Origin of the sequence: Paraburkholderia monticola (genome assembly GCF_001580545.1) — a bacterium.
In the GTDB taxonomy this organism is placed as follows: domain Bacteria; phylum Pseudomonadota; class Gammaproteobacteria; order Burkholderiales; family Burkholderiaceae; genus Paraburkholderia; species Paraburkholderia monticola.
The window spans coordinates 536,866-550,471 of the sequence record NZ_LRBG01000022.1 but is presented as its reverse complement, the minus strand read 5'-3'; the positions used below and the strand labels follow the sequence as shown (position 1 = coordinate 550,471).

The 13,606-nt window shown below is 63.2% G+C and carries 11 protein-coding genes; 4 read left to right on the top strand and 7 right to left on the bottom strand.

The window, feature by feature from the left end; genetic code table 11:
- The first annotated feature begins 168 nt into the window (after positions 1–168).
- The gene (locus CI15_RS19285) at positions 169–1,098 is read left to right on the top strand and encodes a LysR family transcriptional regulator (protein WP_062129870.1); all 930 of its coding nucleotides are present in this window, start codon (positions 169–171) and stop codon (positions 1,096–1,098) included.
- A gap of 76 nt (positions 1,099–1,174) precedes the next feature.
- Positions 1,175–1,402, top strand: coding sequence for a hypothetical protein (locus tag CI15_RS19280; RefSeq protein ID WP_062129869.1), 228 nt, complete (start codon positions 1,175–1,177; stop codon positions 1,400–1,402).
- 66 nt (positions 1,403–1,468) lie between these two features.
- On the opposite strand, the gene CI15_RS36990 is transcribed toward CI15_RS19280, so the two are convergent.
- Positions 1,469–1,645, bottom strand: a complete 177-nt coding sequence (locus CI15_RS36990; RefSeq protein WP_161950044.1) for a hypothetical protein — start codon at positions 1,643–1,645, stop codon at positions 1,469–1,471.
- Positions 1,646–1,647: 2 nt separating this feature from the next.
- On the opposite strand from CI15_RS36990, the gene CI15_RS19275 reads away from it, so the two are divergent.
- Entirely contained in the window at positions 1,648–2,763 is a 1,116-nt protein-coding gene (locus CI15_RS19275; RefSeq protein ID WP_062129868.1) for a glycosyltransferase family 2 protein, read from the top strand.
- A gap of 167 nt (positions 2,764–2,930) precedes the next feature.
- Positions 2,931–3,152, top strand: coding sequence for a hypothetical protein (locus CI15_RS19270; RefSeq protein ID WP_062129867.1), 222 nt, complete (start codon positions 2,931–2,933; stop codon positions 3,150–3,152).
- A 35-nt stretch (positions 3,153–3,187) separates the two neighbouring features.
- Here CI15_RS19270 and CI15_RS19265 read toward each other — a convergent pair whose 3' ends face one another.
- The 6 genes from CI15_RS19265 to CI15_RS19240 form a co-directional block, all read right to left on the bottom strand.
- Positions 3,188–4,495: an MFS family transporter gene (locus tag CI15_RS19265; RefSeq protein ID WP_062129866.1), complete on the bottom strand. Its 1,308-nt coding sequence runs from the start codon at positions 4,493–4,495 to the stop codon at positions 3,188–3,190.
- A gap of 266 nt (positions 4,496–4,761) precedes the next feature.
- On the bottom strand, positions 4,762–6,285 hold the full coding sequence (locus CI15_RS19260; protein ID WP_062129865.1) for a SpoVR family protein: 1,524 nt from the start codon (positions 6,283–6,285) through the stop codon (positions 4,762–4,764).
- A 262-nt stretch (positions 6,286–6,547) separates the two neighbouring features.
- Complete coding sequence (locus CI15_RS19255; RefSeq protein WP_062129924.1) at positions 6,548–7,819, bottom strand: YeaH/YhbH family protein; 1,272 nt, start codon at positions 7,817–7,819, stop codon at positions 6,548–6,550.
- 169 nt (positions 7,820–7,988) lie between these two features.
- Entirely contained in the window at positions 7,989–9,911 is a 1,923-nt protein-coding gene (locus tag CI15_RS19250; RefSeq protein ID WP_062129864.1) for a PrkA family serine protein kinase, read from the bottom strand.
- Positions 9,912–10,586: 675 nt separating this feature from the next.
- Positions 10,587–11,348 (bottom strand): 2-keto-4-pentenoate hydratase, encoded by a 762-nt coding sequence (locus CI15_RS19245; protein WP_062129863.1) that lies wholly within the window; start codon positions 11,346–11,348, stop codon positions 10,587–10,589.
- A gap of 369 nt (positions 11,349–11,717) precedes the next feature.
- Positions 11,718–13,514 carry a methyl-accepting chemotaxis protein gene (locus tag CI15_RS19240; RefSeq protein WP_062129862.1) on the bottom strand — a complete coding sequence of 599 codons (1,797 nt, stop codon included), beginning with the start codon at positions 13,512–13,514 and terminating at the stop codon, positions 11,718–11,720.
- Positions 13,515–13,606: the final 92 nt, after the last annotated feature.

Below are 13,606 nucleotides of genomic sequence, written 5' to 3'. Positions count from 1 at the left end.
ACGCCCTTGAAGCACCCTTGACATTGCGGCATGACTGTACCGGCGCTGATGCCATCGGTTCATCTATTGCGCGCGACGGGTGTCACATTCGTACATCGGCGCCTGAATTCGACCGAACTTTCGCGTTAGCATGACGGGCATCCACGGCTACCAGGCAAGGAACCCGAGATGCCATTTGACGAGCGCATGCTGAACGGCATGGGCGTGCTGACGGCGATTGTCGATTGCGGCAGTTTCGCGGCCGCAGGCGTCGCGCTCGACATGTCGCAATCGGGCGTGAGCCGCTCGGTGGCCCGGCTCGAAGCGCGCCTCGGCATTCGCCTGTTCGAGCGCACCACACGCTCGGTCACGCTGACCGACGAAGGCCGGCGCTTCTACGAGCAGATCGTGCCGTTGCTGGGCGGGCTGGAAGAAGCGGCGGCCTCCGCCGCGCAGGGCACGACCGCGGTGCGCGGGCGTCTGCGTGTGAATATGGACCCGTTCTTTTCACGGCTCGTGCTCGGGCCGCGTCTTGGCGAGTTCATCGACAAACATCCCGACCTGCAGCTCGAACTGGTCACGCGCGACCAGCTGGGCGATATGGTCGCGGACGGCTTCGATGTCGCGATCCGCTTCGGCGACCCGCCCGCGACGACGCTCGTGGCCCGCAAGCTGCTCGATACTCGCATCCTCACGGTGGCCGCGCCGTCGTATCTGAAGAAGCATGGCAAGCCGGCGAACCCCGGCGAACTCGAAGACGGCCGCCATACCTGTATCAAGTTTCGCGATCCGCTCACCGGCTATCCGTTCAACTGGCAATTCCATCGCGGCCGCAAGAAGCTCGCGGTGACACCGCAAGGGCGGCTGACCGTCAACGACGTCAGCACGCTGCATGGCGTGTGTATCGCCGGCCAGGGAATCGCGCAGATTCTGGCGCTCGGCGCGGAGTCGCTGCTCGCGAGCGGCAAGCTCATCGAACTCTTTCCGGATTGGGGCGATGAGGTGTACCCGCTGCATGCGCTGTATCCGTCGCGGCATCATCCGCCGGCCAAGGTGCGCGCGTTTCTCGATTTGATCATGTCGCTGACGGCCGGCAGAGCGCGCAACGCGGCAGCGTGAGCGTGGAACGTCTCTGTGCCCGCCCGGGTCCGTGCCTTGCTGCTGGAGACTTGTATTCCCTTCCAGGAGAGCAGCGATGAGCAAACCGACCGAAAAATCCCAGGGCGAAACAAAAAACGCGGCCAAAAACGAATCAAAAAGCCAGCCCGCCACCCCCAACGAGGATCCCGCGCACCCGCACCAGGCCTCGCACAGCGACAACGCGAAGAGCAAGTTGCCCGAGCGTCACGACGAAGGCCGCAAGCAGTCCCCTGCCGACCATCCGGGGAAAAAGCCTGGAGAGGGCGAACCGTCGGTCAGTTGAAAAAATAAGACTCCGCTCGCCAGGCGGCCTGGCTGTGCTCCGCATCCAGGCCGCATCGCCTTCGCCTTACAGCGCCTTTCTGTAAGCAAACATTTCTTCCTCGTTTTTACCGAATATTTTTTCGGCGCTTTGGACTATTTTGCTGCTTGCGGCACCGTGTGCGCCCTGCGAACCGGCCGCCCCGCTTTCCGCAGCTTTATGCCGCTGCTCTTTATGCCGCTTCTGATCGATAAAAGGCGTCATCCATGTCCAACGCGTCAAGTTCCGCCGTCGCCCTCGTCTCCATTTGCGTGCCGACCTGCAATCGGCCCGAGTTGCTGGTCGAGTGCATCGACTCGTGCCTCGCGCAAAGCCATCCGCATCTGGAGATCGTGATCGGCGACGATTCGACGGACGCGCGTTCGCGGCAACTGATTGCCGAACGCTACCGCGACGAACCGCGCGTGCGCTACGAGCGACACGAGCCGCCGCTGGGCCAGGCGCGCAATGTGTCGAGCCTGTTCGCGCGGGCGCGCGGCGACAAGATCCTGCTGATCCACGACGACGATCTGCTGACGAGCGACGCCGTCGCCAAACTCGTGTCGCTATGGCAGCGTCATCCACGGCTCGATGCGGCGTTCGGCGCTCAGTACGAAGCGGCTCACGACGGCGCGATCGACCTGGCTGCGAGCGAGCGCCTGAACGCGGCGTTCCGGCGCACGAAGGCCAACGAGGGACTGCAAGCGCTCGCGGGCCGCACCGGCCTGATCCAGATGTTTCCGAACAATGGCTGGATGGCCGATGCGCGGCTCGTCAAGCGGATCGGCTACTCGGACCAGCACGGCATGTGCTGCGATTTCGTGTTTGGCACGCGGCTGTGCCTCGCCGCGCGCGAGGTGTTTTATCTGCACGACTACCTGTCCGTGTATCGCAAGACGGCCAGCTCGATCTCGCACAGCACGCGCGGCACGACCACGGCCGCGCCGTTGAACGCCTACGCCTACGTGAAGTCGCTCGACCTGGCGGCGCCACTGGAGTCGTCGCGGCGGCTCGCGCTGCGGCGGCTCGCACCGATCGTCGTCTCGATTCACGCGCGCAACGGCCAGCCGCGCGCGGGCCTGCAAGTCGCGCTCGCGCATCTGTACGCCTACCGCTATGGTTTCAGCGCGCGGCTCTACTACCATCTGGCGTTGCTCGGGCGCGCGGCGCTGCGGGCGCGACCATCGGTCGCCAGTGCCGCGACTGATGCGGCCGCCGCCGCGGTCGCCGTGGTGGCAGCCGCGCCGGCAGTCGCCGCGGATCAGGCCGCGGCGGTGAAGGAGTTCGTCAACGAACTGGTGAGCGAACGGCACGAGCCGGTGGAATTGCGCGAGCGTTTGTGAGCCCTGCCCGCGCTGGCTGTCGTCGAGCCGCGCTTCTGAGGCCACACTTCTCAGGCCGATTCCTGCTAAGCATTCCCTGCTTAGCAAACGCGGATTCGTTACTTGGTCGCGGGCTCGCCGCCGCTTACGATGAACCCGACCCGTCATCGCCTCCGAGGTAATTCGCCATGTCAGACAGTGCGTGTTTCAAGCCGCGCGTCATCGAACCTGTTGTCGATAACCAGCCGGAAGGCCTGGGGCTCGCGATCGAGTTATGGCTCGCGCAACCGGTCGACGGCATTGCCGGCCGCGCGGTGCAGATTCATTTGCGCGGCGGCGCGAAGATGGAACAGGCCGAGAGCCTGCGCGATCAGTTGCATGCGTGGGGAACGCGGATCGTCGTGCGTTGAAACGCGTCACGCACGACGCTCGTTCCCCTACCCGCTCACGGCTCGTGACGCAAATAACCTTCCGCCGACGGATCACGCATGCGCAACGACACGAGGCCCGCGATCGCGCACATCGCCGTCACGTACCAGAAGAACAACGATTCGACGTTGGCCTGCTTCAGCCACAGCGCGACGTATTCCGCCGAGCCGCCGAAGATCGCGTTCGCGACCGCATACGACAAGCCCACGCCGAGCGCGCGCACTTGCGGCGGGAACATTTCCGCCTTGATCAGGCCGCTGATCGACGTATAGAAGCTGACGATCGCGAGCGCCACCACGACCAGCGCGAAGGCCGCATACGGGCTCGTGACGTCTTTCAGCGCATGTAGCAGCGGCACCGTGCCGAGGGTCGCGAACAGGCCGAAGCACAGCATCGAGCGGCGCCGGCCGATGCGGTCCGACAACGCGCCGAACGCCGGCTGCATCAGCATGTAGACGAACAGTGCGGCGGTCATCACCGAGCTCGCGGTCTTCGCGTGCATGCCGGCCGTGTTGACGAGGTACTTCTGCATGTACGTGGTGAACGTATAGAAGATCAGCGAACCGCCGGCCGTGAAGCCGAGCACCGTCATGAACGCCTTCTTGTGCTCCCACATCCCGCGCAGCGTGCCCGCTTCCTTGCTCTGGCGAGTCGCCGCGGTGGTGGTTTCATCGAGCGATTTACGCAGATACAGCGCGATCAGCGCGGCGATCGCGCCGATCACGAACGGCACGCGCCAGCCCCACGCCTTCAGCTCTTCGGTCGTCAGCGCCTGTTGCAGGATCACGAGCACGAGCAGCGCGAACAGCTGACCACCGATCAGCGTCACATACTGGAACGATGCGAAGAAGCCGCGCCGGCCCTTCAGCGCGACCTCGCTCATATAAGTCGCGCTGGTGCCGTATTCGCCGCCCACCGACAGCCCCTGCAACAGCCGCGCGAGCAGCAGCAGCGACGGTGCGAGCGCGCCGATCTGTGCATAGGTGGGCAGCATCGCAATCACCAGCGAGCCCCCGCACATCATGAACACCGACACCATCATCGCGGTGCGGCGACCGCGTTTGTCGGCGAGCCGCCCGAAGAACCAGCCGCCGATCGGCCGCATCAGGAAGCCGGCGGCGAACACGCCGGCCGTGTTCAGCAACTGCGTCGTCGTGTTGCCGCTCGGGAAGAACGACGGCGCGAAGTAAAGCGCCGTGAACGAATACACGTAGAAGTCGAACCACTCGACGAGATTGCCCGATGAAGCGCCGACGATTGCAAAAATACGGCGCCGGGTATCGTGCGCCGAGGCCACGGCGATTTGCTCGGTTTGGTCGTTCATGCTGGTGTCTTTCCTTATTTAAACGAAGAGGACGGTCGTGGCGCCGTCTCGATGTCGCGCGCCCGGCCTGAGCGGCCGCGGCGAGTGCGCGAATTTTACATAAATGAAAGGAGAGGATGGCCTTTTGCGAACCGATCCTGATGAAAGCCCTGGGTCGAAAGCGGGGGTGAATTTGCACGGCAACAAAAACGAAGCCCCTGCCAGTCGGGGACTGGCAGGGGCTTGCGGGGTTCACGCGGACCGCCCGGGCGGCAGTCAGCCGACGTTCAGATCCTCACTGACGGCGGCACGTACCGGCACTCGTAGCGTTTTCTGACGGTACCGTTTTCGTCGACGCTCTCGAGATACACGTCGAATTGCCACAAACGCGCCATGTGCTTGAGCACCTCGTCGCTGTCCGACGACAGGTGCCGGTTGTCGCTCATGAAATGCCGCAAGGTGAGGCTGCGGTCACCCCGTGTGTTGACGGCCCACACCTGGATGTTCGGCTCGCGGTGATGCATGTCGTACTGGCGCGAGAGCGCCTGACGCACGTACTGGTAGCCGCTGTCGTCGTGGATCGCCGAGACTTCGAGCGCGTCGCGCATGTCGTCGTCGAGTACCGAGAACAGACGCATTTCGCGGATCAGATGCGGCGAGAGGTACTGCGCGACGAAGCTCTCGTCCTTGAAGTTGCGCATCGCGTAATGCATCGCGGGCAGCCACGGACTGCCGGCCAGATCCGGAAACCACCTGCGGTCTTCGTCGGTGGGCGATTCGCAGATGCGGCGAATGTCGCTCATCATCGAAAAGCCGAGCGCATACGGGTTGATGCCGCTGTAATACGGCTTCGTGACCGGCGGCTGATAGACGACATTGCTGTGCGAGTGGAGAAACTCCATCATGAAGCCGTCTTCCAGCTTGCCCTGGTTGTACATCGTATTGAGCAGCGTGTAGTGCCAGAACGTCGCCCAGCCTTCGTTCATCACCTGGGTTTGCCGTTGCGGATAGAAGTACTGACCGATCTTGCGCACGATGCGGATCACCTCGCGCTCCCACGGCTCGAGCAGCGGCGCGTTTTTCTCCGCGAAATACAGCAGGTTTTCCTGCGGCTCGGGCGGATAGCGCTCTTCGACCTCTTCGGGCAGCGGCGTATGCCGCGTCGGCAACGTGCGCCACAACTCGTTGACCTGCGACTGCAGGTACGCCTCGCGCTCACGCCGCGCGGCGAATTCCTTCTGCAGCGAGAGCTTCTGCGGCCGCTTGTAGCGGTCCACGCCGTAATTCATCAGCGCGTGACACGAATCGAGCAGTTCTTCGACGCGATCGAGCCCAAAGCGCTCCTCGCACTCTGCGATGTAGTTCTTCGCATAGACGAGGTAATCGATGATCGCGTGCGCGTCCGTCCACAAACGGAACAGATAGTTGCCCTTGAAGAACGAGTTGTGGCCGTAGGCCGCATGCGCGATGACGAGCGCCTGCATCGTCATCGTGTTCTCTTCCATCAGATACGCGATGCAGGGATTCGAATTGATGACGATTTCGTACGCGAGCCCCATCTGGCCGCGACGATAGCTTTTTTCAGTAGAAAGGAAATGTTTGCCGAACGACCAGTGACGGTAGTTCACCGGCATGCCGACGGACGCGTAGGCGTCCATCATCTGTTCGGCGCTGATCAGTTCGAGCTGGATCGGATACACGTCGAGCTCGTATTGCTCCGCAACACGGGCAATGTGCGAGTCGTACTCTTCGATCAATTCGAAGGTCCAGTCGGACGGGCACGGCAGAGGCCGTCTATCGGCTACGTTCATACGGACTTCCCTTTGCCCTCGACGGGCGTTCCGGTGTGTCCCGTGCTGCAGCATCGCGGACTGCTCCGGCGCGAGCGGCTCCCGTGCTGGCCGCTCTACTGCCTCGGCATGCCCCGACTGTTGCTGCGGCACGCCTTTGTTGCGCTGCGGCGCGGTCATACGGCGGGTTGCCCCAGGCCGCACGAATCGCCGCGCGCTTCGTCGTTCAGGCGCTTCATACGCTTTGTGCGCCTGATACGCCTGGTACGCAACTCGCGTCGCATCACGAAGTCGCCGCCTGCTTCTCGAACAGCTCGCGAAACACCGGATAAATATCAGCCGCGGTTTCGACCTTCTTCATCGCCATATGCGGTTGCGATAGCGCCAGCTGCGCGTATTCGAGCCACAGATTCTGCTCTTCGGGCGTCACCTGAATATACGCGAAATACCGCACCTTCTCCAGGATGTCGTCCGAGAGTATCTTGCGGCACTTCGGCGAATCGTCGGTCCAGTTGTCGCCGTCGGAAGCCTGCGCCCCGTAAATGTTCCATTCAGTCGGCGAATAGCGCTCGTCCAATATCTTGCGCATCAGTTCAAGCGCGCTCGAGACCACGGTGCCGCCGCTTTCGGTCGAGTGAAAGAACGTGTCCTCGTCGACTTCCTCGGCGCGCGTGTGGTGGCGGATGAACACCACTTCGATGCGCTCGTAGTTACGCTTCAGGAACAGATACAGCAGGATGAAGAAGCGCTTCGCGAGATCCTTGCGCTGCTCGTCCATCGAGCCGGACACGTCCATCAGGCAGAACATCACCGCCTGGCTCGACGGCGTGGGCTGCTTCACGCGATTCACGTAGCGCAGATCGAACGGATCGATAAACGGAATCCGCCAGATGCGTCCTTTCAGATGGTGGATGTCGTCTTCGAGCAGCTTGATCTCTTCGCGGCGATCGGCGGGATCGGCCTTCAGCTCTTCGAGCTGCCGCTCCATCTCGTGCAACTGGTTGACGAGCGGCGCGCCGAGCGCGATGCGCCGGCCGAGCGCGCTGCGCAGCGAGCGCACCACGTCGATGTTGTTCGGCGTGCCCTCCGCGGCCCAGCCCGCGCGGATGCTTTTCCACGTCGGCACGGCCATCAGATGGGTTTTGACGAGACGCGGCAGTTCGAGGTCGTCGAAGAAATACTGCATGAACTCTTCGCGGCTCAGCTCGAACACGAAGTCGTCCTGACCTTCGCCCTCGTTGCTGGCCTGACCGCCTCCACCGCCACCACCACCGCCTTGCGGGCGCTGGATCTTGTCGCCGCGAATGTAGTCCGAATTGCCGGGATGCACCATCTCGCGCTTGCCACCCGGTCCATGACGGAACGACGGCTCGGCGATGTCCTTGCGCGGAATGGTGATGCTCTGGGTGTTCTGGATGTCCTTGATGCTGCGATCGCGCACCGCCTCCGACACGGCACGACGAATATAGTTTTTGACGCGGCGCAAAAAGCGCTCGCGGTTCGCAATGCTCTTGTTCTTGCCTGCCAACCTGCGGTCGATGATTTGATGAAGCACGCCCGGTCTCCCGTCCCATGCAACCGCGATCCGCTGCGGCCACACTCATATTTCGGGTGCGCGAGACGCCCGCCGCGCAGTGCAATGCTATGTCCCTGCGGCTTGCGCCTCGCCGGTTGCCCGCACGGTCGAACCGTGCGGGCGGCACACCATGAATATCATGCGCACATCATGACGACTTGCGCACGCGCAGATACCAGTCACACAGCAAGCGCACCTGCTTGGCCGTGTAGCCCTTCGCCACCATGCGATTGACGAAGTCTTCATGCTTGCGCTGCTCTTCGGCCGAGCCCTTCGCGTTGAACGAGATGACCGGCAACAGCTCTTCCGTGTTCGAGAACATCTTCTTTTCGATCACGACGCGCAGCTTCTCGTAGCTGATCCACGCGGGGTTCTTGCCCGCATTCGCAGCACGCGCTCGCAGCACGAAGTTCACGATCTCGTTGCGGAAGTCCTTCGGATTGCTGATGCCCGCGGGCTTCTCGATCTTCTCCAGTTCGGCGTTCAACGCGGCACGGTCGAAGCTCTCGCCGGTGTCGTGGTCGCGGAACTCCTGGTCCTGGATCCAGAAGTCCGCATACGTGACGTAGCGGTCGAAGATGTTCTGGCCGTACTCCGAATACGACTCCAGGTACGCGGTCTGAATCTCCTTGCCAATGAACTCCGCATAGCGCGACGCGAGCACGTCCTTGATGAACGACAGATACTTCTGCTCGGTTTCCGGCGGGAACTGCTCGCGCTCGATCTGCTGTTCGAGCACGTACATCAGATGCACCGGATTGGCCGCGACCTCGGTCGAGTCGAAGTTGAACACGCGCGACAGAATCTTGAACGCGAAGCGGGTCGACACGCCGGTCATGCCCTCGTCGACGCCCGCGAAGTCGCGGTACTCCTGGTAAGACTTGGCCTTCGGGTCCGTGTCCTTCAGATTCTCGCCGTCGTAGACCTGCATCTTCGAGAACAGGCTCGAGTTCTCCGGCTCCTGCAAACGCGTGAGCACGGACATCTGCGCCATCATCTTCAGCGTGCCCGGCGCGCACACCGCGTTGGACAGCGACGAATTGCGCAGCAGCTTCTCGTAGATCTTGACCTCTTCGCCATAGCGCAGGCAGTACGGCACCTTGACGACGAAGATCCGGTCGAGCAGCGCCTCGTTGTTGCGGTTGTTGCGGAACGCCTTCCATTCCGACTCGTTCGAGTGCGCGAGGATGATGCCGTCGAACGGGATCGCGCCGAACCCTTCCGTGCCCTTGAAGTTGCCTTCCTGGGTCGCGGTGAGCAGCGGGTGCAGCACCTTGATCGGCGCCTTGAACATTTCGACGAATTCGAGCAGGCCCTGATTGGCGAGGCACAGGCCGCCCGAATAGCTGTAGGCGTCGGCATCGTCCTGCGCGTACTGTTCGAGCTTGCGAATGTCGACCTTGCCGACCAGCGACGAGATGTCCTGATTGTTCTCGTCGCCCGGTTCGGTCTTCGCGATACCGATCTGCCGAAGGATCGACGGGAAGCGGCGCACCACGCGGAACTTGCGGATGTCGCCGTTGTATTCGTGCAGGCGCTTGACCGCCCACGGACTCAGGATGTTCTTCAGGTAGCGGCGCGGAATGCCATATTGCTCTTCGAGGATCGGACCGTCTTCCTCGTAGTCGAACAGGCCGAGCGGCGATTCGTTGACGGGCGAGCCCTTGATCGAATAGAACGGCACACGTTCCATCAGTTGCTTCAGACGTTCCGCGATCGACGACTTGCCGCCGCCGACCGGGCCTAACAGATACAGGATCTGCTTCTTTTCTTCGAGCCCCTGGGCCGAGTGCCGGAAGTAGGCGACCACCTGCTCGATCACCTCTTCCATTCCGTAGAACTCACGGAATGCGGGGTATACCTTGATGACCTTGTTCGCGAAGATACGCGACAGGCGCGGATCGTTGCGAGTGTCGATCTGTTCCGGTTCTCCGATTGCCGTCAACATGCGTTCGCCAGCGGTGGCGTACGCGGCGGGATTGTCTTTGCAGAGCGCGAGATACTCCTCGAGCGAGAGCTCATCCTCCCGTGTTTTCTCGAAGCGGGTCGCGAAACTGCTGTAGATATCCATGCTACCTCCTCGCCGAAGTCTGGGGCGATGTCGTGCGCGGCGCGCTATTCGGAAACGACATCGCTCGAATTCATCCTAAACCCTTTTAAATTTTTTTTCACGGACTACGTTGCGAAATCGCGCCGTAACCGCTTCGCTACAATCCTCGCTTGGAAACAAAATTTCGACCATCTACAATTTTCCACTCACGTTGCAACGAATCAGATCGTCTGTTGCTCCGCTGTACCGCTGCTTTCCTCAGCACCGCATCGCTAATCAGTGCTCCTGCACGACATCAACGCAACGCTGCATCGCAGCCACGTCGTCGCGATGCACTTGCACATCCCGTACCTGCACCGTCGACCGATCATAAAAAAGTGGCTGTCTGCACGCGCACACTTCGTCACAATAAGCCTGCACGTAATGGCGTTTTCGCTGGCCGCGGCTTTTCATGCTCACCGTTGCTGCAAGTATCGACCGTCATGAGCGTTGCTGCCTCGAGCCTTATGACTGGATGACGGCAGCCATGCGCGGTGCTCTTATAGGTGTATACGGAAAGAAGCGCCAAAGTTGAAATAAGGGCAGTCGAACCGGTTAACGATTCGAGACCCGCCCCCCCTTCGCATTCGTCAAAATAAAAAACGGCTGCCCGCGGGCAGCCGTCGTAATTTGCCGTTACAAGCGCGGCTATAGTGGTCAGGTCAGGTCGATCTCGACTTCACCGAGTCCGTCGATATGACCGCGCACGATGCCGGGTTCGGCGATCTTGTGCGCGCCGACGTATGAGCCGGTGGTCAAGGTCCAGTCGCGCTCGATCGTGATACCCATCGCCGCGCAATGGTTGACGAACCACACCAGCAGCTCGCGCGGATCGCCGGCCGGATTGCCGGTCACTTCCGGCAGCAACGAGCGGCCATTGAAACTCAACTCCAGTTCCGGCGACACGAAGTCGAAGCCACGCGCGAGGCTCGCGTAGACGGCCGGATGGCCCGTGATCAGCGCGCCGTTGTTCTGCGCGTCGGCCAGTTGCGCGAGCGGCGCGACGTTCGGCCACTCGGCAAAGCGGCTGTCGACGATTTCGATGGCCGGCAGCACGGCGCCGACCTTCGAGAGCACCTCGTCGCGCGCATATGCCTGAGCGCGCGGCTCGATCGTCACGTCGAAGCGGAACGCGATCTCGAGCTCGACCAGCACCCGAAAGAATTCGCCATGCGCGAGCCGGGCCGGTGACGGCACCACCAGCGAGGCCGGAATCGGCGCGCCCGAGGCGGCGCCGCCCGGCGCCTTCGCGCCGATCTTCCAGGCACCGGTCGACTCGCCGAGCCCCGCGATCACCGCCTGCTGTATCGCGTAGGCCGTCGCGGCATCGGGCGGCAGGCTGTCGGGTGCGGGCGCATCGATCGGCCGATGCTGCCGGCGTGCCTCGACGAGGCGTTGCGCGAGATCGTGTCGCGTCATGTCGGTTTTTGGTAGCGGGCGCATGGCAGGGTTCGGAGGGTGTAACAATAAGTGGGAGCCACCTGATTCAGGTGCGGAGTAGCCGCGCGCCGCGCTCGCGGATCGGGGCCGTGCCCGTCAATGTACCGGATCGCGGCGCGCACCGGTGAAAGGCGGCCCAGCGCAATCGTTAATTCATGTGCCAGCCATAAAAAAGGCCGCGCATGCCAATGCATGAGCGGCCTTTCGCCAAGTGGGTCGTCGCTGGTGCGACGTGTGCCGGACAGAACGCGAGCAATCAGGAACGGATGTTGCCTCGAAGCGGCGTGTGTCGGATTACCTGATGCGCGACAGCGCCGCCCCCCATGTACACCTGAACCCCGTGCAAGCTTAGAACGTCTCCCAATCCTGATCGCCGCCGGCCGTAGCCGCGGGCTTGGCCGGCATGCGCGCGGTTGCTGCGACCGGCGCGGCAAGCGCCTGCGGTGCGACAGCGGCGGCGGCCGCGATCGTGGCCTTCGCTGGCAACGCCGTCTGCGCGGTGCCGGGCGTCAGCTTGCGCGCGCGCGTGGCGACCGGGCTCGTCGAGATCGCGCGCTTCGGCGCGGCACGTGCCGACGACGCTTCTTGCCCGCCGGGGCCGCGCTCGTCGAGCTGGAACACCGCGACCGCGCTGCGCAGCCGTGCCGCCTGCTCCTCGAGCGACGACGCCGCGGCCGCCGCTTCCTCGACGAGCGCCGCGTTCTGCTGCGTGACCTCGTCCATTTGCGTGACCGCGCGCGCGACCTGGTCGATGCCGCCGCTCTGCTCTTCCGACGCCGCCGCGATCTCGCCCATGATGTCGGTCACGCGCTGCACCGCACCGATGATTTCGCTCATCGTGCGGCCGGCCTCGTCGACGAGCGCCGAGCCCGACTGGACGCGCTCGACCGACGTATCGATCAGCTCCTTGATCTCCTTGGCCGCCGCCGACGAACGCTGCGCGAGGCTGCGCACTTCGCCCGCGACGACCGCGAAGCCGCGCCCTTCCTCGCCGGCGCGCGCCGCCTCGACCGCCGCGTTCAGCGCGAGGATGTTGGTCTGGAACGCGATGCCCTCGATGATCGAGATGATGTCGGCGATCTTCGCCGAGCTGTGGTTGATGTCGCCCATCGTGCCGACCACCTGGCCGACCACCGCGCTGCCCTTGTTGGCGATCTCCGACGCGCTGGCCGCGAGCGCGCTCGCCTGGCGCGCGTTGTCGGCGTTCTGGCGCACCGTGCCGGTCAGCTGCTCCATGCTCGACGCGGTTTCCTGCAGCGCGGACGCCTGCTCCTCGGTACGCGACGACAGGTCGATATTGCCCGCCGCGATCTGCCGCGTCGCGGTCGCGATCGACTCGCTGCCGCCACGCACGCTGCGCACCGTTTCGGTGAGGCTGCGCTGCATTCTGGCGATTCCTTCGAGCAGCTGCCCCATTTCGTCGCGCGATGTCACGACCACCGGACGACGCAGATCGCCGGCCGCGATCGCATCGAAGTGGCCGAGCGCTTCGGCGAGCGGCCGCGTAATCGAGCGGCTCAGCGTCAGATACGACAGCGCCGCCGCGAGCACGCCGACCACCAGCGCGCCGATGCTGACCATGCGGAACATCTCGAAGCTGCTTTGCGAGGCGTCGAAGCCTTGCCTGGCCGAATCGAACTGGACTTTGCGCAGCGCGTCGTCGGCGCCGACGAGGTCGTTGAACGCGACCTGCAGACCCTTCGCGTCCTCGACCACCTTGGCCTGCTCGTTCGCCGTGATCGCCGCCGAAAATGCATCGAGCCGCTGACGCAGCGCATCGCGCTTCGCCGCGACATCCTGCGCGAGCCGGCCTTCGTCAGCATTGCGTGGCAGATCCAGATATTTCTTCCAATACGTTTCGGACGTGCGGCCCAACATGTGCGCGCGCTCGATGGTGGGCGCCGCGTCGGGTGTGCCGACCTCGAACGCGGCGCGGTCGAGCGCGAGACGTTCGCGCGCCGAGTACATTTCCGCATAGCCGATGTTCACCGCGCTCGGCATCGCGTTGCTGTACGTGTCCTGATAGGCGTCGTTCGTACGGCCCATGCCGAACAGACCGAAAACGCCTATTGCAACCAGCAACGCGGCGAGGAACGCCATCGTGAGGCCGATTCGCGCTTTGATCGTGATGCTTTTATTCAACATGTTGGGTCCTGTGAGCGGTACTGGGTGAGAGATCGCCCACGCAGCGTCGGCCCCTTATTTCGAGTTCGACGCTTTCCGAATGGGCGCTCTAA

Bases quoted from the DNA above. Each gene is read 5' to 3' on its own strand.
- CI15_RS19285 (WP_062129870.1), top strand. From the start codon at position 169: ATGCCATTTGACGAGCGCATGCTGAACGGCATGGGCGTGCTGACGGCG.
- CI15_RS19280 (WP_062129869.1), top strand. From the start codon at position 1,175: ATGAGCAAACCGACCGAAAAATCCCAGGGCGAAACAAAAAACGCGGCC.
- CI15_RS36990 (WP_161950044.1), bottom strand. From the start codon at position 1,645: ATGACGCCTTTTATCGATCAGAAGCGGCATAAAGAGCAGCGGCATAAA.
- CI15_RS19275 (WP_062129868.1), top strand. From the start codon at position 1,648: ATGTCCAACGCGTCAAGTTCCGCCGTCGCCCTCGTCTCCATTTGCGTG.
- CI15_RS19270 (WP_062129867.1), top strand. From the start codon at position 2,931: ATGTCAGACAGTGCGTGTTTCAAGCCGCGCGTCATCGAACCTGTTGTC.
- CI15_RS19265 (WP_062129866.1), bottom strand. From the start codon at position 4,495: ATGAACGACCAAACCGAGCAAATCGCCGTGGCCTCGGCGCACGATACC.
- CI15_RS19260 (WP_062129865.1), bottom strand. From the start codon at position 6,285: ATGAACGTAGCCGATAGACGGCCTCTGCCGTGCCCGTCCGACTGGACC.
- CI15_RS19250 (WP_062129864.1), bottom strand. From the start codon at position 9,911: ATGGATATCTACAGCAGTTTCGCGACCCGCTTCGAGAAAACACGGGAG.
- CI15_RS19245 (WP_062129863.1), bottom strand. From the start codon at position 11,348: ATGACGCGACACGATCTCGCGCAACGCCTCGTCGAGGCACGCCGGCAG.
- CI15_RS19240 (WP_062129862.1), bottom strand. From the start codon at position 13,514: ATGTTGAATAAAAGCATCACGATCAAAGCGCGAATCGGCCTCACGATG.